Here is a 25979-nt window from a genome sequence, read left to right as displayed (position 1 = left end):
TGAACAACCGTTTTGTAACCATGCTCCATCGGGTCCAACCGACCACGGGACACAAACCCTCGCAGCCTGCCTAGCGCAGGAGGCTTCGGGGGGACGGTTCGTCGTTTGCCATAAGCGATTTCGCTAAGCGCTTTTACAAAAATTCCCAAACCATCGGCTTCGCACCATTCCGGTTCGAAGTTTCTTTATCTTTTATAACAGTGAGCCATCGCCATGAGCGTAAAGAATCGTAAGAAGCCCAATATTGTCGTCAGCGATATCGATCACGAGCGCCTGCTTGGACTGGCCGACAGTGTGCCCGAACAGTTGGAAGAGATTGCCGATGAGTTGATGGCAGAACTTGATCGCGCCAAGGTGGTTGCGGTTAAGAAATTGCCAGAAAATGTTGTCCGCATGGGTTCTGTGGTGGAATTTCGCTCCAACGATGGTCAAGAGCGCCGTGTGACGCTGGTCTATCCAGGTGAAGCGGATATTGCGCAGGGCAAAATCTCGATATTGACGCCCATCGGTACTGCATTGATCGGGTTGGCACCCGGTCAGTCGATGTCGTGGGTCGCGCGAGATGGGCGCCCACATGAATTGCATGTATTGAGCGTATCAGCTGCCGAGGAAGCAGTGCCCGGACCGAATGCGGCCTGAATTACTTGTCATTAATATCAAAATGCCGGTCCAATGAGACCGGCATTTTTATTTTAAGGCGCTAGAACCTTTGTTCGGCTCCGCCGGGCAGCAGTGCTGCGGCATTTTGCAAGGAGGCCGGGTCTTTTCCCGTTTCTTCGCAAAATCGCATCAAGGTTGGTTCATGGCCTAGGAAAAATTGCAGGACGCCTGCCAGAAAACCGGGCTCGCTGGCCGCTTGGCGGATGGATGACGCTTCTATACCGGTGAGAGCCAGAAAACGCGGCAGCAGATCCTTGTCCTGCGCCAGCCATGCCAGCGCCTCGATTGCAAGTGCTTGCGCTTCTGTCGCATTCATCGGCGTCTTCATCATGCTCTCCGCTCGCTGCTCTTGATACCTATGGTTCTAGATGGGTCATATATGCACGGCAACGCAATTATTTGCCTTTCGTCAATGAAATCGGTCTAAATGGGATGGGAATCTCGAGGCTGCCGGTAGGGCAGCGAAAGACCGAGGATATGTCCATGAACAAGAGCGTAATGATCGTCGAAGATAACGAACTCAATATGAAGTTGTTTCGCGATCTGATCGAATCGTGCGGATATGAGACGGTCCGCACTCGTAATGGCCTTGAAGCGCTCGATCTGGCGCGGGAGCATCGTCCTGACCTTATCTTGATGGATATACAGCTTCCGGAAGTCTCGGGGCTAGAGGTCACCAAATGGCTGAAAGACGATGAAGGCCTACGGCATATCCCTGTGATTGCCGTAACAGCCTTTGCCATGAAGGGCGATGAGGAACGCATCCGGCAAGGCGGCTGCGAGGCCTATATCTCAAAGCCTATTTCCGTGCCGCGTTTTATCGAAACCATCAAGTCCTATCTGGGCGACATTTAATACCAGGAGCGATTCAGATTTAAACGGAACGCCTGAATCGCTTTCACCGCACTTTGGTATAAAAGGTCTGAAATAAAAAAAGCCGTCTCGAAAGACGACTTTTTTCCAGCGCTATTAAAGCGCAATCAGAAACAAGATTACTTGATCTTGGTTTCCTTGAACTCGACGTGCTTGCGCGCAATCGGGTCGTACTTGGTTTTTGCCATTTTTTCCGTCATCGTGCGGCTGTTCTTCTTCGTAACGTAGAAGAAGCCGGTGTCAGCGGTCGACAAAAGCTTGATCTTGATCGTCGTAGCCTTGGCCATATCGAAATACCTGCTCTTTCATGATTAAACCGCTGTGAGTCCGATATGTCTGCCGGAAGCGGAAATTCGGCGCGACACTACGGATCACTGGCGAAAAGTCAAGGCCGCTTCTTGCCCAAAATCAGCCTTCCTGCCGCAAACAGTGCATATGCGGCAAAAAATATGCCAAGCGTCATCGAAAAACCCGATGGTCCCATGGTGTCCATGCCCACGCCGACCGCTTGCGGGCCTGCCAGCATGCCTATTGCATAGCAGAAAACGAAAGCTGCATTGGCGGATGCAAGCTCGCGTCCAGTGAGTTCGGAACCCAAATGAGCAAGGCCAACCGTATAAAGTCCCGCGACCACACCGCCCCACAAAAACAATATGCCCGCCATCAGATACCAGTGCTGCATGAGGTAGGGCAGGGCCAGCATGCCCAGAAGTCCGGTAACGGCACAGAAGAACAGCAGCTTGCGACGATCTGAAATACGGTCGCTGATAATGCCGAGCGGTATCTGCATCAGCACATTGCCGAGACCGATCATGGTCAAGAGGAGCGCTGCATCAGCTTCAGGATAACCAACCCTGGCACCGAAGACCGGGAACAGGGCAAAACCGCCGGTTTCGACCGCGCCAAACACAAACACGGCCATGGTTGCGGTAGGCACCGCAAAAATGAACGGCAGGAATGGCACGTGCTCACCTTCCTCGAAATCCGGGCTGTCACGCCAGGCAATGGTCACCGGAATAAGGGCGATCAAAATGATTGCAAAACCGACATAGAAGGGTAGGCCACCAGTACTGCCGATTTTCGAGAACAGCCAAGGCCCAAGCGCAAACCCGAGCGACAGGGAAGTTGAATAAATGCCCAGCACCAGACCTCGTTTTTCAGGCGGCGCTGAGGCATTGATCCAGTATTCGGACAGAACAAACAGCACTGTGAGCGCGAAATGCAGCACTATGCGCAATGCAAACCATGCCCAGAGCGGTTGCAGGAAATGAAATCCGAGGAAGGCAATGCTACCGATGACGAGCATCAGGAAGATCGCCTTCACCACGCCAAGACGGGCGGCAATGGGGGCTGCAAGCGGGGCTGCGACAATAGATGCGAGGCCTGCGACCGCCGTATTGGCGCCGATCAGGCTCGCTGAATAACCGCGTGTCTCAAGAAGAACGCTGAGCAGTGGAATGCCAAGACCGATGGCCGCGCCCACCGCGCTGATTGTTGCAATCGCTGCTGCCAGCGAGCGCCATTGCATTCCGCTTTGTGGCAGACCACCGTTTTGCTCCTTTGAAGGGCGTTCGGCAGATTGAAAGGGTGTATTCATAAGGCTCAGATCACATCACGGGCATAACGGCCATGCCGCATGCTATATTGGACGACGGGAAGAGTGGCTGGCAGATCAAGGCGGGTTTCCGCTAGCAGGTTTTGCGCATCCTTCAAAATTGTGCGAGTGATCCGGGCGGTATCGAGTTTTGCCACATCTTCCAAAAATACCCAATCTAGATTTTCGAGTTCTCCCCCCGCTATTTGCTCTCCTGATTGAATCTGCTGCGGGTCGAATTGCGGCAGGCTATCGCAGAAGGCGATGAAAAAACGGGCATCGAAACGGCGGATATTGCCGGGCGGCGTGATGGCGCGCGCAAAATAGCGCAGGCAGCCCAATGCGGGTGCATGACCGGCTTCGAGAAATGCCTGCCAATCACTATGAATTGAGTGATAGCGGGATGAGGCTATGCTTGGGGTATTTGCTGCAGGCATTGCGACACGCAAGCCTGTTTCCTCAAAAGTTTCACGAATAGCGCAAAGTCCCAAAGAACGCGCACGCCGCAGCGTTGCACGCGCACCCATGCCGAGCAGAAGTTTTTGCGTATCTTCAGGCGAAAGCTCACCCACAGAGGCAACCGAACCGTCCAAAAAATCGGTACTTCCGCCGGGGAAAACAAATTTTCCGGGCATGAAAACCAGATTTTTGTTGCGCTGCCCCATCAGAATGCGGGGCTTATATGACGAGCGGTCGATCAGAAGAAGCGATGCCGCGTCACGGGGACGCAGCACCTGATTGATGTCCGATCGTGTCTCGAAAGAGCGAGGGGCAACTGTCACGATTATGCGGGTCCGATCAGGTTACGTCGCCGTAGTCGCCTTCGCCCTTGCCTCCGAAACCATGCATGTAAAGCGCCCATTGCAGGCCGATGGTCGCCCCCTTGATCGGCTGTAGCAGCAATAGCGACAGAATAGCCGTCAACGGGCCCCATATAGCCATATGCGCCCAGAGCGGCAGATCAACTGTTGCTTCCACGCCCATAAAAGCACCGACCACGATGTGACCGACAATCAGAATGGTAAGATAGGCCGGAAGATCATCGGCACGCTGTTCAGTAAAGTCCTCATCGCACACCGAACACTTTGCAACGGGCTTTACGAAAGCGCGGAACAGCCGACCTTCGCCGCAATGCGGGCAGCGGCTACGAAAGCCACGTCCCATGGCTTCGCCCAGCGAACGTTTGGGATGGACCTTTTGTTCATCACTACCAAACACTTCGACATTCTGTGCGGAATTGGCTTCAAGCGCACTCATTATCGACCTCTCTTTTTGGAACGGGGAATGCCTGCGGGCTTTCCTGATCGTCCACGCATGGTTCTGCCGGACCGGCTGGCCTTGTGATGCGAACGCATCGACATCGGAAGCGCGCGCGGTTCTGAGACCATCTCGAAGCGGAGTGCGCCTGCAACAGGCAATGCTTCCACCAGTCGGACCGTGACATTATCGCCGAGACGGAAGCCTTTGCCGCTCCGTTCGCCTGCTATGGCATGGTTGGCTTCATCATATAGATAGTATTCATGACCTAAAGTTGAAATGGGCACCAGTCCGTCTGCGCCATATGTCGCAAGACTGACGAAAAGTCCTGCCCGCGTCACACCTGTAACACGCGCTTCATATTCGTTGCCGAGATGAGCTGCGAGAAAATGGGCGATCAGCCGATCCACAGTCTCGCGCTCGGCCAGCATGGCCCGGCGTTCGGTCGCAGAAATCAGCGCTGCGGTTTCCTCAAGCAACCCTTCTTCATCTGGCGTGATGCCGTCCGTGCCTAGTCCCAGCGCCTTGATGAGCGCACGATGCACGGTCAAATCCGCATAGCGGCGAATGGGTGAGGTGAAATGCGCATATTTGCTCAAATGCAGGCCGAAATGGCCGATATTATCGGGGCTGTAAATGGCTTGGCTTTGTGTGCGCAGCACCACCTGATTGACCAGTTCCTGATGGTCGGTGTCTTCGACCGCTTCGAGAATCCGGTTGAACTGTCCGGGCTTGAGTTCGGCGCCCTTGGCGAGGCTCAGATCAAGCGTGCGTAAAAATTCGCGTAAACTCTCCTGCTTGGCGAGTGCAGGGGCGTCATGAATACGGAAAATCAACGGCTGGCGACGGGCTTCCAACGTTTCTGCGGCGGCAACGTTGGCCTGGATCATGAATTCTTCAATGAGCTTATGCGCGTCCAACCGCTCTGGTACGATGACCTTATCGACCTTACCATCGGGCGCCAGAATGATCTTTTTCTCAGGCAGATCGAGTTCGAGCGGCTCACGGGCATCGCGTCCGCGCTTCAATGCCCCATAAGCAGCCCAGAGCGGCTTGAGGATCGTCTCAAGGATGGGCGCGGTCTTCTCATCGGTCGCGCCGTCAATCGCCGCCTGTGCCTGCCCATAAGCCAGTTTTGCAGCCGAGCGCATCAGGATGCGATGAAACTTGTGCGATTTCTTGCGTCCATTGGCATCGAACACCATGCGAACGGCCAGTGCTGGGCGATCCTCCAGCTCGCGCAGCGAGCAGAGATCGTTGGAAATGCGTTCGGGCAGCATCGGCACGACACGGTCGGGGAAATAAACCGAATTGCCGCGCTTGAGCGCTTCGCGATCCAGCGGCGAACCGGGACGTATATAGGCCGCAACATCAGCAATGGCGACAACCACGATATGACCGCCCGCATTATCCGGGTCGGTGTCGGCTTGCGCATATACCGCGTCGTCATGATCCTTGGCATCAGCCGGGTCGATGGTGACGAGCGGCATATCGCGCCAGTCTTCACGGGCGTTAAGCGTTGCGTGTTTTGCGCTCTCCGCTTCGCGCAGCACTTCGTCAGGAAAGATATGCGGGATTTCATGTTCGTGGATTGCAATCATCGACAGCGCCTTTTCACTGTCGATGGAACCGATCACCTGCAGTACTTTACCAGTGGGCAAGCCCTGGCGGCGCGAGGAGGTGAGTTCGACCTCGACCAGATCGCCACTTACAGCATCGCCCAATGCTTTAGCATCGATCTGCACTTCTGCTTGCTTGCGATTGACCGGATCAAGCCGCCATTCGCCATTGCTCAATTGGCGCAACACGCCCAGAACCGCATTGCTGCTCTGGTCGATCCGCTTGATGACACGGGCGGAATATTCCGGTCCACCTTCTTCCTTGTTGCGGAAAATTTTGGCCAGCACGCGGTCACCAACGCCAACCGTCGGGCCGTCGGAAGCCTTGTTGAGGCGGGCACGTCGGATCATAACCACTGGTGGTCTGCCGTAGTTTTCCTCGTCCCATTCAGCAGGACGCGCAAGAAGCCCGCCATCATTGTCGCGCCCGATGATGCTCAGCACACTGACAGGCGGCAACGCACCGGGACGAGAAAGACGCCGCGCGCGCTTTTCAAGCAAGCCCTCATCGCCCAGTTCGCGCAGCAGGTTTTTGAGATAGATGCGATTGTCGCCCTTGATGTTGAAAGCCTTGGCCAGGTCGCGCTTACCAGCCCGATCCGGGTTCTCCTCGATATATTTGAGCACATCCTCGCGGGTTGGCAGAAAAGCTAAAGGATCACCCGCTGTTGTGGCTTCAGATTTGGATTCATTTGCACGCCGCTCGCTCCGTGCAGAACGTCCGGTATCGGTTTTTTGAAAACGGCGTGCCAATTCTTACTCCTCTGCCGCTTTCGGCTTTGCTTTGCTTTTTGCGGGCGCTTTTTTAGCCGCAGGTTTCTTCGCTGCTGCCTTTTTGGGCGCCGCTTTGCGGGCAGGAGTTTTCTTGCTCTTGCTACTGCCAGCTTTTTCGGTGATCAGCGCCAATGCTTCTTCCATTGTCACGCTTGCCGGGTCCTTGCCCTTGGGCAGGGTTGCGTTGACCTTGCCCCAATTAACGTAAGGACCATAGCGGCCATCGCGTACGGTAATCGATCCACCTTCCGGGTGATCGCCAAGCGTTGCAAGGGCTGCAGGCGTCGAACGTCCTCGTCCGCCTTTGGATTGCTTGTCTGCAATCACGGAAACAGCACGATTGATGCCGACCGAGAACACTTCCTCGGCATTTTCCAGATTGGCAAACGTACCGTCATGGGCGACATAGGGGCCGTAGCGCCCGATGCTGGCCGTAATCATCTTGCCCGTTTCAGGGTGCTGGCCGACATCGCGGGGCAGCGACAGAAGCGCCATCGCCTTTTCATGATCGATCGTATCCGGTGTCCAGCCCTTAGGAAGGCTGGCGCGTTTGGCTTCCTTGCCTTCACCGCGCTGCACATAAGGACCGAAACGACCGGTTCTTAAGGTGATTTCTTCGCCGGTGAATGGGTCCTTACCGAGCTCTTTCGGCTCGTCGGAAGCCGCTGCTTCCCCATTTGCTTCGCCGCCAAGCTGGCGGGTGAACTTGCATTCGGGATAGTTCGAGCAGCCGACGAAAGCGCCGTATTTACCAAGTTTGAGCGAAAGCTGCCCTGTACCGCAGGTTGGGCAGGTGCGTGGATCGCTGCCGTCACCACGGTCGGGGAAGGCAAGCGGGGCCAGTTCTTCGTTCAGCGCATCAAGAACATTGGTGACGCGCAATTCCTTGATGTCATCGACAGAACCGGAAAAATCGCGCCAGAAATCACGCAACACGTCTTTCCAGGCAAGTTTTCCATCGGAAATCAAGTCGAGCTTTTCTTCAAGATCAGCCGTGAAATCATATTCAACATAGCGCTTGAAGAAGCTTTCGAGGAACGAAGTGACGAGACGTCCCTTTGGATCGGGCGTCAACTTGCGCTTATCGATGGTGATATATTCGCGGTCGCGCAGCGTGGCCAACGTTGCGGCATAGGTCGATGGGCGTCCGATTCCCAGCTCTTCCATCTTCTTGATGAGAGATGCTTCCGAATAACGCGGCGGCGGCTCGGTCGAATGCTGCGTTGCATCGATCTTCTCGCGCGCAATCGCCTCACCAGAGCGGATTTCCGGCAGCTTGGCGCTGTCTTCATCCTCATCTTCTTCTTCGCGATGATCGGTATAGGCAGCGAGGAAGCCATCGAATTTGGTGACTGACCCATTGGCGCGCAACAGTGCCGATTTCGTGCCGTTGATGGCTTCGATATCGGCGGTTGTGCGTTCAATGTCGGCTGCCTGCATCTGGCTGGCAATCGTTCGCTTCCAGATCAGCTCGTAAAGCCGCGCCTGATCCGCATCGAGATAGCGGGCCACGTCTTTTGGGTGGCGCGAAAAATCGGTGGGGCGAATGGCTTCGTGCGCTTCCTGCGCATTCTTGGCCTTACTCGAATAATAACGCGGCTTTTCCGGCACGTAATTGCCACCGAAATTCTTCGCAATGGCATCGCGTGCTGCATTGATGGCTTCAGGTGCGATCTGTACGCCATCGGTACGCATATAGGTGATCAGACCTGCCGTCTCGCCGCCAATATCTACACCTTCATAAAGCTTTTGCGCCACCTGCATGGTACGCGAGGCCGAGAACCCAAGCTGGCCGGAGGCAGCCTGTTGCAGCGTCGAGGTGGTGAAGGGCGGACCGGGATTGCGTTTGGTCGGCTTGGCCTCCACCGACACGGCCTTGAAAGTCGAACCTTCCAGCATGGTGCGGATGGTGCTTGCTTGCTCTTCATTCTTTATATCGAGCTTGCCGAGCCTCTTGCCGTCGAGCACGGTCAAACGCGCCGTAAAGGCATCGTTGCGTGGCGTTTTGAGGCTTGCTGCAATATTCCAGTACTCTTCCCGAATGAAGCGCTCGATCTCGGATTCGCGATCGCAGACAAGTCGCAGCGCCACCGATTGCACCCGACCTGCCGAGCGCGCACCGGGCAATTTGCGCCACAAAACGGGCGACAGTGTGAACCCGACGAGATAATCCAGCGCCCGGCGAGCAAGATAGGCATCCACGAGTGGCTCATCGATATCACGCGGATTGGCGATTGCCTCCAGAACAGCCTTCTTGGTGATGGCATTGAAAGCCACCCGCTTGACCGTTTTTCCCTTAAGCGCCTTTTTCTGGTTAAGCACTTCCAGCACATGCCAGGAAATGGCTTCGCCTTCGCGATCAGGGTCGGTTGCGAGAAACAGTCCGTCGCTGTCCTTTAGCGCTTTAACGATATCAGCCAGACGCTTGGAGGAGTTGCCATCGACTTCCCATGACATGGCGAAATCTTCATCAGGCCGAACTGAACCGTCCTTGGCTGGCAAGTCTCGCACGTGACCAAACGAGGCCAGAACCGTATAATTCGAGCCCAGATATTTATTGATGGTTTTGGCCTTTGCAGGCGATTCGACAACGACGACGTTCATTTCAAAAGCCCAGATTCGCGGATAAAGGAAACCGTTTGCCTCCAGATCACGCCATATTCATTTTCTTCCACATGAACAGAGGGCGGCGTTAGGTCAAGAGTGGGAGGCAAAAAATCACCAAATACAACCATAAAGTGTTATTGAATAGGGTGTAACTTATGGTAGCATTACACTGATGCACCAGCTAACGTGATCACGGTAATCGCTGGCGCATATAAGCAGTAGCTAAAGTCTTTATGGCGTAAGCTTCCAGGAAATTAATCCGGTTGGAGCGCTGACTAAAATATTCTTGCGTCCAAAATTTGATAAAAACTTTTCCTGTTGTTGGGGGCAGCATGAAGCATCACCATGAAAACGATCCTGAAACATTGATTTATATAACAAAAATGCTTACCGAATTGGGAAAGCTCGCCAAGAGAACAGATAATCCTTTGTTAGCCTATATGATCGAAATGGCATCGCAAGAAGCAAGGGATCGCCTCGAAGAAGAGCAAAAACACTGATCGCGCAAGGATGTATTTAGAGCACAATCCGACCGCAGTGAAGTGAGAACCACTAAGGTTGTACTTATATTAAAAGAGGGCAGAGCACCGATCTTCTTCGATCAGATCGAAATGCATTCCCGGGTCGGGACATATTAAGCTGATGGGAATGGCATCTGAAATGACCAGATATGCTGTGAGAGACGCGGGGACCGGGGTGGTTTCCCCAGTTGGGCGGCTCGATGACGTAGATCGTCAAGTCATTTCGATGTCCGAAGAGTGTGGCCCATCCACCCGTCAAATTAATTGGCCCTGACCCTAAATATCAGGAACTAGCGCAATTCGATTGCCGGGATAGCGGATGAGACGGCCTGCCAGATCGAGTTCAAGCAGAATAAGCTGGATTTGACTGGCGCTGATACCTGTCAGACGCACGAGACTATCGACGTCGACTGAAGTTGGTCCAAGCGCATTAATGATCCGTTCACGCTCGCTTTCGCTTGTCAGAATCGGTGGCTCCTCATCGGCCTCCTCGAGCCAGGCGGTTGGACTATCACTTGCGGTAGTTTCTGAAAACAAATCCTGCGGACGTATCAAGGGTGACAACGCCTCGATAATATCATCGACGCCGGTGACCAGGGTAGCGCCCTGTTTGAGTAACGCGTTGGTGCCGCTGGCACGTGGATCGAGTGGAGAGCCGGGGACGGCAAACACGGTGCGCCCCATTTCACCTGCCATACGTGCACTAATCAGCGAACCCGAGCGTGTCGCCGCTTCAATCACCACGAGGCCAAGCGAAAGTCCGGCAATGATACGGTTACGACGCGGAAAATCACGCGAGCGCGGCTCGGACCCCATTGGCATCTCGGTGATCAAAGCGCCGCCATGCTCGGGTATTGCGCGATAAAGCGGCAGGTTTTCGGGTGGATAGGGTCTGTCGAGGCCGCCTGCAAGCACGCTCACGGTTCCGCTTTCCATGCTGGCCTTGTGCGCGCTGGCATCGATACCGCGTGCAAGGCCGGAAATGACGGCAAACCCGGCATCGCCCAGATCACGCGCCAGTCGCTCGGTAAAGCGTGCACCAATCACGGATGCATTGCGCGAACCCACAATTGCAACGGGCGGTTTTTGGAAAATTTCTGTGCCGCCCTTAATGATCACCAAAGGCGGTGGCGCTTCACAGTTTTTGAGTTGCGCCGGATAATCCGGCTCGCCCATGCCGACGAGCCGCGCACCCATGCGCTGAATAGTTTCAATCTCGCGTTCGGCCTCTTCCAGAGGCATGATGCGGACCGGACGCGTGCCGCCACCGCGAATATTGAGGTCGGGCAGCCGTTCAATTGCATTGGCGGCAGAGCCACAAAACAGGATGAGGTCGCGAAAGGTGACGGCCCCGATATGTTCGGTACGGATAAGACGCAGCCAGTTGAGCCGCTGCTGATCGGAGAGGCGAATTCCTGTTTTTGAATTCGCGCTTTCCTTCATCCCTTTGATCCGATCCGGCTTTCGGAACCGCTCAAAAGCCGGGTGATATTGGCACGGTGCTTTATGAAAACCAGAAGCGTCAGCAGGGCAAATAAGCCGGCTACCATTTGATCGCCTCTTAAATAAAGCACAATCGGAACGATCACGCTTGAAACGAGGGCTGCAAGCGATGAGTAGCGCGTGACAAGTGCCGTGATAATCCACGCGGCTGCGAAGACCAGCGCTCCCGGCCATGCAAGCCCGATCAGGATACCAAGATAGGTTGCAACGCCCTTGCCACCTTTGAAACCGATCCAGACCGGGAAAAGATGGCCGAGAAAAGCGCCTAAACCAGCGGCTACGGCCGCACTTTGGCCATAGCGCGCGGCAATGATGACGGCGAGCGTGCCTTTCAACATATCAAGGACAAGTGTTGCGGCTGCGAGCTTCTTATTGCCGGTGCGCAGCACATTGGTCGCGCCAATGTTGCCCGATCCGATTGCCCGCACATCGCCAAGACCTGCAAAGCGCGTCAGAATGAGGCCAAAGGGAACGGAGCCGAGCAGATAGCCGAAAATTAGCGCCGCAATCTGGCTGAGATTGAAAAAATTCTCCTCGCCCATTCCCGTGTCCCTTTATTTTTATTCCGCTTCGTAAACGGTTTTACCCGCGACTATAGTGCGAACCACACGTCCCTGAAACCGTGCACTTTCAAAGCAGCTGTTTTTCGAGCGTGAATGCAGCTTATCTTCCTGCACAACCCATGGTTCATCCAGATCGACAATGGCGATATCAGCATTAGCGCCGGGCTTGAGCGTACCCGCCTCAAGACCAAAAATTCTGGCAGGCGCGGTTGAGAGCACTTCCGTAAGCTTGAGCAGAGGAATGCTGTCATTATGATGAAGACGGAGCGCTGCGGCCAGCAGTGTTTCAAGGCCGATGGCACCGGCTTCCGCATCCGAAAACGGAAGGCGCTTGGTGTCGACATCCTGCGGATCATGCGCGGAGACGACGATATCGATGATGCCGTTCTTGACCGCTTCAACCATGGCGAGCCGGTCTTCCTCAGCGCGCAGCGGAGGGGACAGGCGGAAGAAGGTGCGGAATTCCCCAATATCGTTTTCATTAAGCGAGAGGTGATTGATCGAAACGCCTGCCGTCACCTTATGGCCCTGATCCTTGGCACGACGCATAGCGTCCGCAGACATGGCGCAGGATAGCTGTGCCGCATGATAGCGGCTCTGGGTGAGGGCGGCGAGACGCAGATCGCGCTCAAGTGGAATGACTTCAGCCTCGCGAGGTGTGCCCGAAAGGCCAAGCCAGCTTGCAAACAGCCCTTCATTCATCACCCCATCGACGCCTAAATGCGGGTCGCACGTTTCGCACGCAATGACAGCATCAAAATCACGGGCATAAGTGAGTGCGCGCCGCATCACTTGCGCATTGGCGATTGTGTGACGGCCATCGGTGAAGGCAACGGCTCCGGCCCGGCGCAAAAGACCGAATTCGGTCATTTCCTTACCATTGAGGCCTTTGGTAATGGCCGCTGCCGGATGGACATTGATGATGGCCGTGTCGCGGGCTGTGCGCTTGACGAATTCCACCAGCGCCACGTCGTCGATTACCGGATCTGTATCTGGCATCATGATGATGGACGTGACGCCGCCTGCTGCTGCTGCGCGGCTGGCAGAGGCAATGGTTTCGCGGTGTTCGGCACCCGGCTCGCCGACAAAAACCCTCGCATCGACCAGTCCGGGCAGGACTGTCTTACCGTCGAGGTCAATGATTTCGGCGCCGTCCGGTGCGCCCTGATTGCGGGCAGCGGCACCGGCCGCAACAATCTTGCCATTGTCGATCAGCAGACTGCCTATTTCATCCAGGCCGCGTGACGGGTCGACGATACGGGCATTTTCAAACAGGATCGCGCTCATGCCTGATCTCCATTGCCGGGATTGCGTCGCGGGTCGAGCAGGGCTTCCATCACAGCCATACGGACAGCGACCCCCATCTCAACCTGTTGCTGGATCATGCTTTGCGGGCCATCGGCAACGTCCGACGCAATTTCGACGCCGCGATTCATTGGCCCCGGATGCATGACCAACGCATCGGGCTTGGCATATTTCAGCTTTTCGCGATCAAGGCCGTGGAAGTGGAAATATTCACGCACCGAAGGCACAAAAGAACCGGCCATACGCTCGCGCTGCAACCGCAGCATCATGACGACATCGGCGTCTTTCAACCCTTCTTCCATGGTGTTGAAAACTTCGACACTCATATCTGCGATGCCGGACGGAAGCAACGTGGAAGGGGAGACCACCCGCACGCGTGCGCCAAGCGCATTGAGCAGCAGGATATTGGAGCGCGCGACGCGTGAATGCAGCACATCACCGCAGATGGCGACGATCAGATTGTCGATATGGCCTTTGGCGCGGCGAATGGTCAGCGCGTCGAGAAGTGCCTGTGTGGGATGTTCGTGGGCACCGTCGCCAGCATTGACCACCGAGCAACCGACCTTTTGCGCAAGCAGCGCAGCCGCACCTGCCGATGCATGGCGAATGACCAGAATGTCGGGCTGCATGGCATTAAGCGTCATGGCCGTATCGATCAGCGTTTCGCCCTTTTTGACCGATGAATTGCCGACCGACATGTTCATCACATCGGCACCAAGGCGTTTCCCAGCCAGCTCAAACGAGGATTGCGTTCGTGTAGAGGCTTCAAAAAACAGATTGATTTGCGTGCGACCGCGCAGCACGGACTTTTTCTTTTCCGATTGCCGTGAGACGGCAATTTCCTGATCGGCGAGATCAAGCAGGCAAAGAATGTCGAGGGGCGATAGCCCCTTGATGCCGAGAAGATGGCGGTGAGGGAAGATCGGAGAGACTGATTGTTGTGTCATGGCAAGTCATCCGTATAGGGCCGGGAAAGCGGAGCCGCAACCGTCCTTATAATGGCATGAGCCGATTCCCAAAGAAAAACTGTGTGGTTCAAGCGATAAACTGAAGGCTGCATGGCAAAATCTTAGTAAATTGGCTGCAAGACGAGTAAGCTACCACAATCGAGAACACGGAATGAGCCTTTGAAAACGCACGAAGTTACCAACCAGACGCCGCCTGCAACAGGGACCAATGCATATCTGGGCGATCCTCTTCTGATGCAGATTGCGGCTCATTTTTCCAAAGACCTGCATGGGGACCTCGAACAGACCGGACGATTCGTTCTGTCTGCCGAAGGGCAGGACCTTGCACGGCTCGCCAATACTGAATTGCCAAAGCTGCGTACGCATGACCGGCAGGGAAACCGCGTCGATGTCGTGGAATATCATCCCGCCTATCATGCGTTGATGCGCCGCTCGATCGCGCAGGGTCTGCACTGCTCGATCTGGGAGGGCAATCCGTCCGAAAGCGGACGCCGCCATCAGGCGCGTGCTGCCCGCTTTTATCTCACAGCGCAACTCGAAGCAGGTCACCTCTGCCCGTTGACCATGACCAATGCGTCGCTTGCGGCACTCATGTCCAATCCTGAACTTTATAAGGAATGGTCGCCGCGCATTCTCATGCGCAAATATGATTTTTCGCAAAAGCCATTTGCCGCCAAGCCCGGCCTGACACTCGGTATGGGGATGACTGAAAAACAGGGCGGCACCGATGTCCGCACCAACACGACCCGTGCCACGCGCAATGACGATGGAACCTATTCCATCACCGGCCATAAATGGTTCATGTCGGCCCCCATGTCGGATGCGTTTCTGGTGCTGGCGCAGGCGGAAGAGGGACTTTCGTGTTTTCTGCTCCCACGCCTCAACAAGGATGGCGGCGGCAACGGCTTTGCGTTCCAGCGCCTCAAGGACAAGCTCGGTAATCGCTCCAATGCCTCTGCCGAAGTCGAATTTGATGAGGCCGTAGGCTATTGCGTAGGGGAAGCGGGCGAGGGCGTCAAAACCATCATGGATATGGTGACGCTGACACGGCTCGATTGTGCGGTCGCCTCCGCCGGATTGATGCGCTCCGGTCTTGCCGAGGCCATTCATCATGCGCGCCATCGTCAGGCCTTTGGCAAGCCTTTGATCGAACAGCCGCTGATGAGCCGGGTTCTTGCCGACATGGCGCTCGATGTGGCGGGCGCAACCGCCCTTTCCATGCGCCTGGCCCGTGCGTTTGATATGGCTGCGAGTGACCGTGCCGAAGCGGCCTTTGCGCGCGCGATGACGCCGGTGGTCAAATACTGGGTCTGCAAGATCGCGCCCGGCCTGCTTTATGAGGCCATGGAATGCCTTGGCGGCAATGGCTATATCGAAGACGGCAATCTGGCGCGGGCCTATCGCGAGGCGCCGGTCAATGCGATCTGGGAAGGTTCGGGGAATGTCATGGCGCTCGATGTAGCGCGTGTTCTCTCACGCGCTCCGGCGCTGTTTGATGAAGTGCTGGAGTGGATCAGCGGCCAGCTTGGACCACGCGGGCAGGGGACTATCGATGTTTTGCGCGCCGCCCTGCAATTGACTGAAACCGATCAGGGCGTGGCGCGGCTTTTAACCGAGCAGCTTGCCTTTGCTGCCGCTGCCGCAGAATTGCGCCAGCTTGGTGCAGATGCCGTTGCCGAAGCCTTCATCGACACCCGTCTTGGCGGTCAGTGGCGCACAACCTATGGCATGCTCGATGCCCGTCATGATTCGCTGCAAATTATCGATCAGCTTTATCCGGCGTCGTGATTTCTGCTTAATGCGTGGAGGCGATCGAGAGCTCCCTGAAGAATGAAGGCGGCGGCGGCCGAATCAATGCGTTCGGCCCGCTTGCCGCGTGAGACATCCATGCCGATCAGCGCACGTTCTGCGGCAACGGTCGAAAGCCGCTCGTCCCAGAAGATAAAGGGCAGATCGGTGAGTGGCTGCATGGTGCGCACGAAGGCACGGGTCGCCTGCACACGCGGGCCCGCGCTTCCATCCATGTTCATCGGCAACCCGATAACGATAGCCCCGACCTGATCGGCAGTGAGCGCTTTTAAAAGTATCTGCGCATCGATGGTAAATTTGACCCGCTTGATGACGGGGCGCGGATTGGCGAAAGAGAGCCCGAGATCCGAAACGGCGAGCCCGATTGTTTTCGTACCAAGATCCAGTCCGGCAATCGTCTGGCCAGGCTTTAAAAAGGTCGGGATTTCTTCGATTTCAACAACAGCCATCGGTCCTCATCTGATTATAGAGCGATCCAACCTTGCTTGAAACGCATACTGCGTCATATCTGTTGGGAAAACGAAAATCGAGATGCAAGGAGTATCATTATGAAAATCAGCTGGCTTGGTCAGTCCGCCTTCCGCGTTGAAACGAACAAGGCCATCATTCTCATCGACCCTTTCATCAACGGTAATCCTGGTGCGAAAAATATCGATTTTGCAGAAGTCACCAAGGGCGTCACGCATATTGCGCTGACCCATGGTCACGCCGATCATGTCGGCGATACGATTGCAATCGCCAAAGCGAGCGGTGCAACCGTGATTGCCAATGCCGACCTTGCCGCATGGCTTGAACGGCAGGGCGTGGAAAATGTCGACGCCGGCAATACCGGCGGCACGGTTACGCATGACGGCTTTAGCGTGACCTTCGTCAATGCGCTGCATTCATCGGCTATGCTGACAGAAAACGGTGTTTCGCAGGCGCTCGGCAATCCCAACGGGCTGGTTTTCCATTTTGAGGATGCACCAACGCTTTATCATATGGGCGACACCGATATTTTCTCCGATATGGCACTCATCAATGAATTGCATCAGCCAGAAATCGGCCTCGTTCCCATCGGGGATCGTTTCACCATGGGAGGGGCTGTAGCGGCCCTTGCCTGCCAGCGTTATTTCAAGTTCAAGGCCGTGCTGCCCTGCCATTATGGATCGTTCCCGGTTCTGGATCAGACCGCCGAAAAATTTGTCGCAGCTATGGCCGATCATCCGCAAACCAAGGTGCTGGCTGATCCGGCGGGGACCATGCACGCGTTTTGAGCCTAAATTCTTGCGCTTTGAGGAGCGCAAGGCTATAGCCGGATGAGGATTTTAAAGGGCGGCGACAAGCCGCCCACAAGCATTTGCGGAGAACAGGATGTCCGTCGATATTTCCACCGTCAAGCGCGTCGCGCATCTGGCGCGTATTGCCGTCAGCGACGATGATGCCGAGCGTATGAGCGGAGAACTCAATGCAATTCTGGGTTTTGTCGAGCAATTGAACGAAGTCAATGTGGATGGCGTCGAGCCGATGACCTCGGTGACGCCGATGAAGATGCGCGTGCGTGAAGATGCGGTGAGCGATGGCAATTTGGCGGCTGCCATCGTCGCCAATGCGCCGGTGACTGAAGATAACTTCTTCGTCGTGCCGAAGGTCGTTGAATAAGGGCATGACCGTGCGGATAGAGATTGAAACGCCATTGCAGGATGATGTGCGCGCCTTGATCGATGATCTCAACGCACATCTTTTGCCACTCTCTCCGCCAGAGTTTCAGTTCAAGATGACGGTTGAGCAGATGGCTGGGCCGGACACCACCGTTTTCGTGGCACGGGATGTGCATGGAAGTGCGGTTGGCTGCGGTGCACTGAAAATACATGATGCGGGCATTGGTGAAGTCAAGCGCATGTATACGCGCCCGCAGTCGCGGGGCAAGCGTTTGGGCTCTGCCCTTCTTGACGCTATCACCGGGCTTGCGCGGCAAAAAGGCATCACGCATCTGGTGCTTGAGACGGGAACTGTTCCCGGTTTTGAAGGCGCATGGCGGCTTTACGAGAATGCAGGTTTTACGCGCTGCGGTGTGGTTCTGGATTATCCGGACTCCGAATACAGCGCCTTTTTTGAAAAGCGCCTTGCAGCGGCGCACTGACAGGATTTGACGATGAGCGAACTGACCGCACTGACCATTGCTGAAGCACGCGACAAGCTGAAGGCAAAAGCCATCACCGCGAGCGAACTGACGGATGCCTATCTTGCTGCAATCGATGCCGCCAATGAAAGTATCAACGCCTATGTAAGTGTCACCCACGATCAGGCGCGGGCCATGGCTAAGGCATCCGATGAGCGTCTTGCCAAAGGCGAGGCGGGAGGGCTTGAAGGCATTCCGCTCGGCATCAAAGATCTTTTTGCGACAAAGGGCGTTCACACGCAGGCTTGCTCGCATATTCTAGACGGTTTCAAGCCCGAATATGAATCAACCGTTACGACCAATCTCTGGGCCGACGGCGCGGTCATGCTGGGCAAGCTCAATATGGACGAATTCGCCATGGGCTCGTCTAACGAAACCTCTTTTTACGGTCCGGTGAAGAATCCGTGGCGTGCCAACGGCTCCAATGCCGATCTGGTGCCTGGCGGATCTTCGGGTGGCTCGGCTGCAGCCGTTGCAGCCCATCTTTGCGCGGGTGCCACCGCAACCGATACCGGCGGCTCGATCCGCCAGCCCGCAGCTTTCACCGGCACGGTTGGCATCAAGCCGACCTATGGCCGCGTTTCGCGCTGGGGAACGGTTGCCTTTGCCTCCTCGCTCGATCAGGCAGGCCCGATTGCGCGTGATGTGCGCGATGCGGCAATTCTCTTGAAATCCATGGCGTCGCTCGATCTCAAGGACACAACGTCAGTCGATCTGCCGGTGCCTGATTACGAAGCGGCCATCGGTCGTTCGGTCAAGGGTATGAAGATCGGTATTCCAAAGGAATATCGTGTCGACGGCATGCCCGATGAAATTGAAAAGCTCTGGCAGCAGGGCATCCAGTATTTGAAAGATGCCGGTGCTGAGATCGTCGATATTTCACTGCCGCATACCAAATATGCGCTGGCAGCTTATTACATCGTGGCACCGGCTGAAGCATCGTCCAATCTGGCGCGTTATGATGGCGTGCGCTATGGCTTGCGCGTGCCGGGCAAGGATATTGCCGATCTTTACGAGCAGACCCGTGCCGCTGGCTTTGGCGCGGAAGTCAAGCGCCGTATCATGATCGGCACCTATGTACTTTCGGCTGGCTATTACGATGCCTATTATCTGCGCGCGCAAAAGGTTCGCACGCTGATCAAGAAGGATTTTGAGGATGTGTTTGCGCAAGGCGTGCAGGCGATCCTGACGCCCGCGACCCCGTCCGCTGCCTTCGGTCTTGCCGATAAGGAACTCGCCAATGATCCGGTGAAAATGTATCTCAATGATATCTTTACCGTCACCGTCAATATGGCCGGTCTTCCCGGCATCGCCGTGCCTGCCGGTGTCAATGGACAAGGCTTGCCGCTCGGACTGCAACTGATTGGACGTCCCTTTGAAGAGGAAACGCTGTTTCAGGCGGCACACGCCATAGAACAGGCTGCCGGGCGTTTTACCCCGGAAAAATGGTGGTAACACATATCGAAACGATCATTCGCCGGGGTCTCCCCGGCGAATTTGCTTTCATGGCAGCTTTAGCGGTCCGGGCATGGCAATTGCCCGCGAAAATCGCGGTGTTGGCGGATGAAAAACGCAAAATACTGGAAGCAAAAATCCTGCGCGACCTGCATGAAAATGCGCCTGGTGTGATGGTTGCAGAGAGTAACGGAACCCTGTGCGGCTGGGGTGCGCAGGTTCCCAAAAGCAATTACATTTCCGATCTCTGGATCGATTCACCCTTCCGTAGGCAGGGGATTGGCGGGCGCATTCTCGATGCTCTAATAGCGCAAATCATGCTTGATGGTTTCAGTGAAGCCTTGATCGGCACCCATGCCGACAATCTGCCCGCTATCGGCCTTTATCAAAAGTTCGGTTTTGTAATCGAATGGCGCGGCGAGGAATGGTCGGAAAGCCTTGGACGAGAAGTTGAAAAACTGCGTTTGCGGCGCCCGCTCTAATTCCACATTGCCATTTTCCCCGCTGCCTCTATCCTGTACGGGAACGATTTGGAGGAGGGAAAACCGATGTGGATCATGCTGACCGATGTAAGCGGGGAAAAACTCGCAGTCAATTTCAATCACGTTCTTTCTTATAATGCCTATGGTACCGGAACGCGCATCGTGACCCTGAGCACCGATCAGACGCTTTTCGTCAAGGAATCCATTGAAGAAATCGCCACCAAACTCGGCATTGTAGTGAAAGAATAAAATCAGTCCACGGATGGTCTGGCTGCTTGACCTTCCAACGCTGGCAAGCTTTATCTTGTGCTGCATGAGACAAAACCAATGGAGGCTCTCATGCAGATTTTTCGCCCGATTTTATTCGCTGGAGCGATAGTCATCAGTGCCGGGCTGGCATTTGCGCAATCGGACACAGGCGGCGCTCACAAGGGGCATGGCGAACATACGGCCAGTGCGCAATCATCGGCTGTCAGCCCTTCTGTGGCAGCTTATAAAGCCGCCAATGCTCGCATGCACAAGGATATGGAAGTCGAGTTCTCCGGTAATGCCGATGTGGACTTCATGCGTGGCATGATCCCCCATCATCAGGGCGCGATCGATATGGCGCGCGTAGAACTCGAACATGGTTCTGATCCAGAAGTTCGGGCATTGGCGGAAAAGGTGATTTCTGCGCAGGAAGCGGAAATCAAGATGATGCAGGAATGGCTTGCCAAGCGCGAAAAATAAACAAAAAGAGGCGGTTTTAGAGCGCCGATCTGATTTTATCAGATCGGCGCTCTATCTCTTTAATTTGACGCGCATCTTATCCTAAAACCGTTTCACACTTTTCAGGATGCGCTCTAATCGCCCCATCGCAATGGCCCGGGAACAAACAATATCAAAGCCGTAGGCCTGATCAGATATCCAGCTCTTCCACGAAAGCCGCACGATCCTGAATAAAGCGGAAGCGAGCTTCCGGCCGGGTCCCCATCAAGTCATCGATGGTGTTGCGGGTTTCATCGATATAGTCTTCATCGACATGCACCCGCAAAAGCGTGCGCTTTTTCGGATCCATTGTAGTTTCCTTGAGCTGGTCGGCACGCATTTCACCAAGGCCTTTGAAACGACCGATCTCGACTTTGCCACGCCCCGTGAACATGGTCCGTAAAAGTTCGTCCTTATGCGCATCGTCGCGGGCATAGGCGATCTTTCCGCCCTGACTCAGGCGATAAAGCGGCGGCACAGCCAGATAAAGATGACCATTGCGAATGAGGTCCGGCATTTCCTGATAGAAGAATGTAATCAGGAGCGAGGCGATATGCGCACCATCGACGTCGGCGTCGGTCATGACAACAACGCGGTCATAGCGCAGATCGTCTTCGCGGTAATTCTTGCGCGTGCCGCAGCCAAGCGCCTGAATGAGATCGGCAATCTGCTGGTTGGCGGTGAGTTTTTCGCGTCCGGCGCTTGCGACGTTCAAAATCTTGCCACGCAATGGCAGAATAGCCTGTGTGGCACGATTGCGCGCCTGTTTGGCCGAACCGCCAGCCGAATCGCCTTCCACAATGAAGAGTTCAGCCCCCGCCGCCGCATTTTGTGTGCAGTCGGCAAGCTTGCCGGGCAGGCGCAATTTGCGCGTCGCACTCTTGCGGACAGTTTCCTTTTCCTGACGCCGCCGCAGACGTTCCTCAGCGCGATCGACCACCCATTCAAGCAGGCGCGAGGCTTCCTGCGGGGAGGCTGCAAGCCACAGATCAAAGGGATCGCGAATGGCGTTTTCAACGATCCGTTGCGCTTCAACGGTCGCAAGCTTGTCCTTGGTCTGTCCGACAAATTCCGGCTCGCGGATGAAAACCGACAGCATGCCCGCAGCCGACACCATCACATCATCGGTGTTGATGATTGAGGCGCGTTTATTGTTGGTCAGCTCCGCATAGGCTTTCAGGCCGCGTGTCAGCGCGATGCGAAAACCCGCCTCATGCGTGCCGCCGTCGCCAGTGGGAATGGTGTTGCAATAGGAATTGACGAAACCATCTCCGCCATACCATGACACGGCCCATTCGACCGCGCCATGACCACCTTGTTTCTCGGTCTTGCCGGCAAATATCTCACGCGTGACCTGATGTTCCTTACCGAGCGATGAGGCCAGATAGTCCTTAAGACCGCCGGGGAAATGGAACACCGCCTTTTCGGGCGTTTCCTTTTTCGGATCGAGCAGGGAGGGATCGCAACTCCATCGGATTTCCACGCCGCCGAACAGATAGGCTTTTGAACGCGCCATACGATAGAGCCGGTGTGGATCGAAACGGGCGCTTTTGCCAAAAATTTCCGGGTCGGGATGAAAGCGAACGCGGGTGCCACGGCGATTATGGACTTCGCCCGCATCCTCTAACCCACCTTGCGGAAGGCCACGTGAAAACCGCTGCCGGTAAAGGCGACGATTGCGCGCTACTTCCACCTCCATTTCGTCCGACAGCGCATTGACCACAGAAACTCCGACGCCGTGCAGACCGCCGGAGGTTTCATAGGCCTTGCCGTCGAATTTTCCGCCCGCATGCAGCTTGGTCATAATGACTTCAAGCGTGGATTTTCCGGGCACCTGTGGGTGCTCATCCACCGGAATGCCGCGACCATTATCGGAAACGGTGATGAAACCGTCCACATCGAGACTGACTTCGATGAAATTGGCGTGACCGGCAACGGCCTCATCCATCGAATTGTCGATGACTTCCGCGAAAAGATGGTGCAGCGCCTTTTCGTCGGTGCCGCCAATATACATGCCCGGACGCAGGCGCACCGGCTCCAGCCCTTCCAGCACGCGGATCGAGGATGCATTGTAATCGTCGCCACCGGACGGGGAGGAGGGCACTTTCGCCGTGACCGGCCTGGGCGCAGGCTGAATGACCGGCTCGGGCGTGACTGGGCTTTCCGTCTGCTGCTCGACCTGTCGCTCCACCTGCCGCTCCCGAGCGTTGTTCACCACTCTTGAAAAGAGATCGTTGCTGTCGTCCATCTTCGTCCGATAAGCTTTCTGTCAGAATTTCAGGGTGGCCCCACCACACGACACAGGTCGCACGCCGCAGGCCGAAAATAAACTGTCTGCGAATCACCTGAATAATGTCACGGGCTGCCAGGAAAGGCGAATGAAGTTCGCCTTCCGTTCCAGTTTCACACGGCTTTATGACAGGTTATGCGGCAATTTTGCAAAGTTTTCAGCGCAAATTGTGCCAACGCCCTATGCCGACCCACGCAATACGAATTCGGTGGAAAGAATTTCGCAGCTGGCGTAGAGCCACTTGATGAAAATTGCCGGTAAAGTGAGTGCAATATGCAGGGCAGGGTCACAACAGATACACAATCACATGTGAAGGCCATGGCAATCATGGTGCTTTCGGTGTTGTTGCTGCCCTTGATGGATGCCATCGGAAAATGGCTGGCCATGATGGATAATGTTCCTCCGGCGACCATCACCTTCATGCGCTTTTTCCTGCAATGCTGGCTGATGCTGGCAATTCTTCTGGTTATGGGCCGTGGCAGTGCGCGAGCTCTGCACACACAACACCTCACGGGCAATCTTTTTCGCGGTGCTTTGATGGGGCTGGGTGGCCTGTGCTTTTTCACGGCGGTCAAATATATGCCACTGGCCGACGCCATGGCTGTCTTTTTTGCAGAACCGCTGATTCTCACGCTGTTCTCTGCAGTTTTTCTGAAAGAAAAAGTTGGCTGGCGGCGCTTCAGTGCTGTGGCGATTGGGCTGATCGGGACCATGATCGTTATTCAGCCGAGTTTTGAGATTTTTGGGGCTGTATCCCTGCTGCCGCTGGCAACAGCCGTCACCTTTGCAGCCTATCTGATCCTCAATCGCAAATATGGTGCCAAGGAAAACCCGCTTGCCATGCAGTTTTATGCCGGACTGGGTGGCTGGGTCTTTGTCGGGCTTGCGATGCTTATGGGGCCTGCAACAGGTTTGGACGATTTGCGTTTCAGCCTGCCTACAGGTTTTCAGCCCTGGCTTTTGCTGGCTATGATGGGCGTCATTGGAACCGTGAGCCATCTCATGGTCGTGCACGCCTTCAAGCTGGCTCCTGCGTCACTGCTGGCGCCGTTTCAGTATCTGGAAATCGTCAACGCGGTTCTGGTGGGACTTCTGATTTTTGGTGATTTCCCCACGCCATCCAAATGGTTTGGCATCGCGATTATCATCGGCTCAGGCTTTTATGTCTTCATGCGAGAACGCAAGACGAAAACCCATTCCGATGATTGAAATGCGTGCCGCCTATAGAGGCTGCCGAGCTCCAAAAATCGTTTCAAAAGTGCGCCCCAACGCGATGTCCAGATCGTCCATTGTTAGTGGAAGGCCAAGATCGACGAGGCTGGTGACGCCATGTTCGGAAATTCCACATGGGACAATGCCGCTGTAATTGCCAAGCTCCGGCTCGACATTGATCGCAATGCCGTGAAAACTGACCCAACGTCGCAGGCGAATGCCGATGGCGGCAATCTTGTCTTCGCACATTGCCCCATCGGCAAGACGTGGCTTTTCGGGTCGTGCAACCCAGACGCCGACACGATCTTCACGGCGTTCGCCTTTCACGTTGAATTCAGCAAGGCTGGATATGATCCATTGTTCAAGGGCTGCCACGAAGGCGCGGACATCCTCACGCCGGCGTTTGAGATCCAGCATCACATAGGCCACACGTTGGCCAGGACCGTGATAGGTATATTCTCCACCACGACCGGTATTGAAGACAGGCAGGCTATCGGGCGTCAGAAGGTCTTCCACACGCGCGCTTGTGCCGGCCGTGTAAAGGGGAGGGTGCTCAACCAGCCAAATGAGTTCATTGGCTGTGCCTTCCCGTATGGCCTGCACACGCGCTTCCATGAAAGCAAGCGAGTCTTCATATTGGGTCAGACCTTCCGCAACAAGCCAGTCTACGGGAGAGGCGTCGGCAATCGCTGGCAGGAACCGGACGTCGAGATCGTCGCGTTCTCTTTGCGGTTTATGGTGTAAATTGCCGAGCGGGCGTGGCTTTGTCATGATGGCAGCATATGGCCGCTTTGTTCTGAATTTTCCAGAGGTCAAATTGCCTCTGTCGCTATAGCTGAAAATATTTAGCGATTTGCAGGGATCATAATATAGGGCATGATCGTTATCTGTGTTCAGCTCGCATTCATGTAATTAACCGCATGATGCAGGGACCTGAAGAGGAGAAGCATATGAAGAGCAGCTTCAGAAAGATGTTTGTGGGATTGATTGGTGCGAGCTTCCTTGTCAGCGCCGTGGTTCCTGTAGCAGCCGTGCCAATGGCTCCATCAGCGCCACTTGTCGGCAACGAAAACGTACAGCAGGTACGTGATGATCGTTGGCGGCGCGGCGGCGGCGGTCAATGGCGTGGTAACAGGCACCGTGATCGCTGGAACGGTCCGCGCCGTGGACCGCGTCACGATTGGAACGCTCCTCGCCATCGCAATGGTTATTGGAACGGTCATCGCGGCTATCGTGATTATCGGCGCGGCTATCGCCGGCATAATGATGGCTGGTGGTATCCGCTGGCCGCGTTCGGTGCTGGGGCGATTATGGGTGGCGCAATAGCTTCGCCTCCTCCGCAGCGTGTCTATCGTGCACCCGGCTATAGTAATTCGCACGTTCAGTGGTGCTATAGCCGCTATAGGTCTTATAGGGCCTCGGATAACACGTTCCAGCCCTATAATGGACCGCGCCGCCAGTGCAATTCACCTTATCGCTAAAGAGAAATTCCTGCGTTACAAAACCGCCCCTTTTGGGGGCGGTTTTCAATATTTTCCATACAGATTTTCAATAGGTAGAACGTCACATCATGGCGCAC

28 protein-coding genes are annotated in these 25979 nt (G+C 55.4%); 14 read left to right on the top strand and 14 right to left on the bottom strand.

Features of this window, described 5'->3' with window-relative positions:
- Positions 1-213: 213 nt before the first annotated feature.
- Positions 214-639: a nucleoside diphosphate kinase regulator gene (rnk, locus tag AAIB41_RS03820; protein WP_343314290.1), complete on the top strand. Its 426-nt coding sequence runs from the start codon at positions 214-216 to the stop codon at positions 637-639.
- Between the two features lie 61 nt (positions 640-700).
- On the opposite strand, the gene AAIB41_RS03815 is transcribed toward rnk, so the two are convergent.
- Entirely contained in the window at positions 701-988 is a 288-nt protein-coding gene (locus tag AAIB41_RS03815; RefSeq protein WP_343314801.1) for a DUF3572 domain-containing protein, read from the bottom strand.
- 155 nt (positions 989-1143) lie between these two features.
- On the opposite strand from AAIB41_RS03815, the gene AAIB41_RS03810 reads away from it, so the two are divergent.
- Complete coding sequence (locus tag AAIB41_RS03810) at positions 1144-1515, top strand: response regulator (protein WP_343314289.1); 372 nt, start codon at positions 1144-1146, stop codon at positions 1513-1515.
- Positions 1516-1652: 137 nt separating this feature from the next.
- Here the strand turns inward: AAIB41_RS03810 and rpmG are convergent, their stop codons facing one another.
- From rpmG to topA, 6 genes are all read right to left on the bottom strand, one after another.
- Entirely contained in the window at positions 1653-1820 is a 168-nt protein-coding gene (gene rpmG / locus AAIB41_RS03805) for a 50S ribosomal protein L33 (RefSeq protein ID WP_343314288.1), read from the bottom strand.
- 98 nt (positions 1821-1918) lie between these two features.
- Entirely contained in the window at positions 1919-3061 is a 1143-nt protein-coding gene (locus AAIB41_RS03800; protein WP_343314800.1) for an MFS transporter, read from the bottom strand.
- A 74-nt stretch (positions 3062-3135) separates the two neighbouring features.
- Entirely contained in the window at positions 3136-3762 is a 627-nt protein-coding gene (locus tag AAIB41_RS03795; protein WP_343314799.1) for an NUDIX hydrolase, read from the bottom strand.
- 163 nt (positions 3763-3925) lie between these two features.
- Complete coding sequence (locus AAIB41_RS03790; RefSeq protein WP_343314287.1) at positions 3926-4384, bottom strand: DUF983 domain-containing protein; 459 nt, start codon at positions 4382-4384, stop codon at positions 3926-3928.
- Positions 4384-6756 carry a ribonuclease R gene (gene rnr / locus AAIB41_RS03785; RefSeq protein ID WP_343314286.1) on the bottom strand — a complete coding sequence of 791 codons (2373 nt, stop codon included), beginning with the start codon at positions 6754-6756 and terminating at the stop codon, positions 4384-4386. Before rnr ends, AAIB41_RS03790 begins: the two co-directional genes overlap by 1 nt.
- A 3-nt stretch (positions 6757-6759) precedes the next feature.
- Positions 6760-9381, bottom strand: a complete 2622-nt coding sequence (topA, locus tag AAIB41_RS03780; RefSeq protein ID WP_343314284.1) for a type I DNA topoisomerase — start codon at positions 9379-9381, stop codon at positions 6760-6762.
- 335 nt (positions 9382-9716) lie between these two features.
- On the opposite strand from topA, the gene AAIB41_RS03775 reads away from it, so the two are divergent.
- Positions 9717-9884, top strand: a complete 168-nt coding sequence (locus AAIB41_RS03775) for a hypothetical protein (protein WP_343314283.1) — start codon at positions 9717-9719, stop codon at positions 9882-9884.
- A 297-nt stretch (positions 9885-10181) separates the two neighbouring features.
- Here the strand turns inward: AAIB41_RS03775 and dprA are convergent, their stop codons facing one another.
- Genes dprA through AAIB41_RS03755 form a run of 4 tightly spaced genes read right to left on the bottom strand, consistent with a single transcriptional unit; the run spans position 10182 to position 14223 of the window.
- Positions 10182-11348, bottom strand: a complete 1167-nt coding sequence (gene dprA / locus AAIB41_RS03770) for a DNA-processing protein DprA (protein WP_343314282.1) — start codon at positions 11346-11348, stop codon at positions 10182-10184.
- The gene (gene plsY / locus AAIB41_RS03765) at positions 11345-11950 is read right to left on the bottom strand and encodes a glycerol-3-phosphate 1-O-acyltransferase PlsY (protein ID WP_343314281.1); all 606 of its coding nucleotides are present in this window, start codon (positions 11948-11950) and stop codon (positions 11345-11347) included. The genes dprA and plsY overlap by 4 nt, the downstream gene beginning before the upstream one ends.
- Positions 11951-11968: 18 nt before the next feature.
- Positions 11969-13258 carry a dihydroorotase gene (locus tag AAIB41_RS03760; RefSeq protein ID WP_343314280.1) on the bottom strand — a complete coding sequence of 430 codons (1290 nt, stop codon included), beginning with the start codon at positions 13256-13258 and terminating at the stop codon, positions 11969-11971.
- Positions 13255-14223 (bottom strand): aspartate carbamoyltransferase catalytic subunit, encoded by a 969-nt coding sequence (locus AAIB41_RS03755; RefSeq protein WP_343314279.1) that lies wholly within the window; start codon positions 14221-14223, stop codon positions 13255-13257. The genes AAIB41_RS03760 and AAIB41_RS03755 overlap by 4 nt, the downstream gene beginning before the upstream one ends.
- 180 nt (positions 14224-14403) lie before the next feature.
- Here AAIB41_RS03755 and AAIB41_RS03750 point away from each other — a divergent pair, with 180 nt between their 5' ends.
- Positions 14404-16032: an acyl-CoA dehydrogenase family protein gene (locus tag AAIB41_RS03750; protein ID WP_343314278.1), complete on the top strand. Its 1629-nt coding sequence runs from the start codon at positions 14404-14406 to the stop codon at positions 16030-16032.
- Here the strand turns inward: AAIB41_RS03750 and ruvX are convergent.
- Entirely contained in the window at positions 16017-16502 is a 486-nt protein-coding gene (gene ruvX, locus AAIB41_RS03745; RefSeq protein WP_343314277.1) for a Holliday junction resolvase RuvX, read from the bottom strand. The genes AAIB41_RS03750 and ruvX overlap by 16 nt on opposite strands.
- Before the next feature lie 99 nt (positions 16503-16601).
- Between ruvX and AAIB41_RS03740 the strand changes: the two genes are divergently transcribed.
- The 7 genes from AAIB41_RS03740 to AAIB41_RS03710 all read left to right on the top strand — a co-directional run bounded on the left by AAIB41_RS03740 (position 16602) and on the right by AAIB41_RS03710 (position 20880).
- Positions 16602-17309: a metal-dependent hydrolase gene (locus tag AAIB41_RS03740; protein ID WP_343314276.1), complete on the top strand. Its 708-nt coding sequence runs from the start codon at positions 16602-16604 to the stop codon at positions 17307-17309.
- Between the two features lie 97 nt (positions 17310-17406).
- Entirely contained in the window at positions 17407-17694 is a 288-nt protein-coding gene (gatC, locus tag AAIB41_RS03735) for an Asp-tRNA(Asn)/Glu-tRNA(Gln) amidotransferase subunit GatC (RefSeq protein WP_343314275.1), read from the top strand.
- 4 nt (positions 17695-17698) lie between these two features.
- Positions 17699-18175, top strand: a complete 477-nt coding sequence (locus AAIB41_RS03730) for a GNAT family N-acetyltransferase (RefSeq protein WP_343314274.1) — start codon at positions 17699-17701, stop codon at positions 18173-18175.
- Positions 18176-18187: 12 nt separating this feature from the next.
- Positions 18188-19669, top strand: coding sequence for an Asp-tRNA(Asn)/Glu-tRNA(Gln) amidotransferase subunit GatA (gene gatA / locus AAIB41_RS03725; RefSeq protein WP_343314273.1), 1482 nt, complete (start codon positions 18188-18190; stop codon positions 19667-19669).
- Between the two features lie 50 nt (positions 19670-19719).
- Positions 19720-20151, top strand: coding sequence for a GNAT family N-acetyltransferase (locus tag AAIB41_RS03720; RefSeq protein WP_343314272.1), 432 nt, complete (start codon positions 19720-19722; stop codon positions 20149-20151).
- Positions 20152-20217: 66 nt separating this feature from the next.
- Positions 20218-20400, top strand: a complete 183-nt coding sequence (locus AAIB41_RS03715) for a hypothetical protein (protein ID WP_343314271.1) — start codon at positions 20218-20220, stop codon at positions 20398-20400.
- 90 nt (positions 20401-20490) lie between these two features.
- Complete coding sequence (locus AAIB41_RS03710; RefSeq protein WP_343314270.1) at positions 20491-20880, top strand: DUF305 domain-containing protein; 390 nt, start codon at positions 20491-20493, stop codon at positions 20878-20880.
- Between the two features lie 169 nt (positions 20881-21049).
- Here AAIB41_RS03710 and parE read toward each other — a convergent pair whose 3' ends face one another.
- Positions 21050-23146 carry a DNA topoisomerase IV subunit B gene (gene parE, locus AAIB41_RS03705; RefSeq protein WP_343314269.1) on the bottom strand — a complete coding sequence of 699 codons (2097 nt, stop codon included), beginning with the start codon at positions 23144-23146 and terminating at the stop codon, positions 21050-21052.
- A 130-nt stretch (positions 23147-23276) separates the two neighbouring features.
- On the opposite strand from parE, the gene AAIB41_RS03700 reads away from it, so the two are divergent.
- Together AAIB41_RS03700 and AAIB41_RS03695 are read left to right on the top strand one after the other, a co-directional pair.
- On the top strand, positions 23277-23423 hold the full coding sequence (locus AAIB41_RS03700) for a hypothetical protein (RefSeq protein ID WP_343314268.1): 147 nt from the start codon (positions 23277-23279) through the stop codon (positions 23421-23423).
- Between the two features lie 38 nt (positions 23424-23461).
- A complete protein-coding gene (locus AAIB41_RS03695; protein WP_343314267.1) occupies positions 23462-24397 on the top strand; it encodes an EamA family transporter in 936 nt (311 codons plus the stop codon).
- A gap of 12 nt (positions 24398-24409) precedes the next feature.
- Here AAIB41_RS03695 and lipB read toward each other — a convergent pair whose 3' ends face one another.
- Entirely contained in the window at positions 24410-25216 is an 807-nt protein-coding gene (gene lipB / locus AAIB41_RS03690; RefSeq protein WP_343314266.1) for a lipoyl(octanoyl) transferase LipB, read from the bottom strand.
- Positions 25217-25350: 134 nt separating this feature from the next.
- On the opposite strand from lipB, the gene AAIB41_RS03685 reads away from it, so the two are divergent.
- Entirely contained in the window at positions 25351-25881 is a 531-nt protein-coding gene (locus AAIB41_RS03685; protein WP_343314265.1) for a BA14K family protein, read from the top strand.
- The last annotated feature ends 98 nt before the right edge of the window (positions 25882-25979 follow it).

The sequence above is a fragment of the Brucella sp. BE17 genome (assembly GCF_039545455.1).
In the GTDB taxonomy this organism is placed as follows: Bacteria; Pseudomonadota; Alphaproteobacteria; order Rhizobiales; family Rhizobiaceae; genus Brucella.
The sequence above is the reverse complement of the archived record's forward strand: the minus strand, read 5'-3'. Positions and strand labels throughout refer to the sequence as shown.

Coding starts and splice junctions, on each gene's coding strand:
- rnk (WP_343314290.1), top strand. CDS start 214: ATGAGCGTAAAGAATCGTAAGAAGCCCAATATTGTCGTCAGCGATATC.
- AAIB41_RS03815 (WP_343314801.1), bottom strand. CDS start 988: ATGAAGACGCCGATGAATGCGACAGAAGCGCAAGCACTTGCAATCGAG.
- AAIB41_RS03810 (WP_343314289.1), top strand. CDS start 1,144: ATGAACAAGAGCGTAATGATCGTCGAAGATAACGAACTCAATATGAAG.
- rpmG (WP_343314288.1), bottom strand. CDS start 1,820: ATGGCCAAGGCTACGACGATCAAGATCAAGCTTTTGTCGACCGCTGAC.
- AAIB41_RS03800 (WP_343314800.1), bottom strand. CDS start 3,061: ATGCAATGGCGCTCGCTGGCAGCAGCGATTGCAACAATCAGCGCGGTG.
- AAIB41_RS03795 (WP_343314799.1), bottom strand. CDS start 3,762: ATGCCCGGAAAATTTGTTTTCCCCGGCGGAAGTACCGATTTTTTGGAC.
- AAIB41_RS03790 (WP_343314287.1), bottom strand. CDS start 4,384: ATGAGTGCGCTTGAAGCCAATTCCGCACAGAATGTCGAAGTGTTTGGT.
- topA (WP_343314284.1), bottom strand. CDS start 9,381: ATGAACGTCGTCGTTGTCGAATCGCCTGCAAAGGCCAAAACCATCAAT.
- AAIB41_RS03775 (WP_343314283.1), top strand. CDS start 9,717: ATGAAGCATCACCATGAAAACGATCCTGAAACATTGATTTATATAACA.
- dprA (WP_343314282.1), bottom strand. CDS start 11,348: ATGAAGGAAAGCGCGAATTCAAAAACAGGAATTCGCCTCTCCGATCAG.
- plsY (WP_343314281.1), bottom strand. CDS start 11,950: ATGGGCGAGGAGAATTTTTTCAATCTCAGCCAGATTGCGGCGCTAATT.
- AAIB41_RS03760 (WP_343314280.1), bottom strand. CDS start 13,258: ATGAGCGCGATCCTGTTTGAAAATGCCCGTATCGTCGACCCGTCACGC.
- AAIB41_RS03755 (WP_343314279.1), bottom strand. CDS start 14,223: ATGACACAACAATCAGTCTCTCCGATCTTCCCTCACCGCCATCTTCTC.
- ruvX (WP_343314277.1), bottom strand. CDS start 16,502: ATGGCTGTTGTTGAAATCGAAGAAATCCCGACCTTTTTAAAGCCTGGC.
- AAIB41_RS03740 (WP_343314276.1), top strand. CDS start 16,602: ATGAAAATCAGCTGGCTTGGTCAGTCCGCCTTCCGCGTTGAAACGAAC.
- gatC (WP_343314275.1), top strand. CDS start 17,407: ATGTCCGTCGATATTTCCACCGTCAAGCGCGTCGCGCATCTGGCGCGT.
- AAIB41_RS03730 (WP_343314274.1), top strand. CDS start 17,699: ATGACCGTGCGGATAGAGATTGAAACGCCATTGCAGGATGATGTGCGC.
- gatA (WP_343314273.1), top strand. CDS start 18,188: ATGAGCGAACTGACCGCACTGACCATTGCTGAAGCACGCGACAAGCTG.
- AAIB41_RS03720 (WP_343314272.1), top strand. CDS start 19,720: ATGGCAGCTTTAGCGGTCCGGGCATGGCAATTGCCCGCGAAAATCGCG.
- AAIB41_RS03715 (WP_343314271.1), top strand. CDS start 20,218: ATGTGGATCATGCTGACCGATGTAAGCGGGGAAAAACTCGCAGTCAAT.
- AAIB41_RS03710 (WP_343314270.1), top strand. CDS start 20,491: ATGCAGATTTTTCGCCCGATTTTATTCGCTGGAGCGATAGTCATCAGT.
- parE (WP_343314269.1), bottom strand. CDS start 23,146: ATGGACGACAGCAACGATCTCTTTTCAAGAGTGGTGAACAACGCTCGG.
- AAIB41_RS03700 (WP_343314268.1), top strand. CDS start 23,277: ATGAAGTTCGCCTTCCGTTCCAGTTTCACACGGCTTTATGACAGGTTA.
- AAIB41_RS03695 (WP_343314267.1), top strand. CDS start 23,462: ATGCAGGGCAGGGTCACAACAGATACACAATCACATGTGAAGGCCATG.
- AAIB41_RS03685 (WP_343314265.1), top strand. CDS start 25,351: ATGAAGAGCAGCTTCAGAAAGATGTTTGTGGGATTGATTGGTGCGAGC.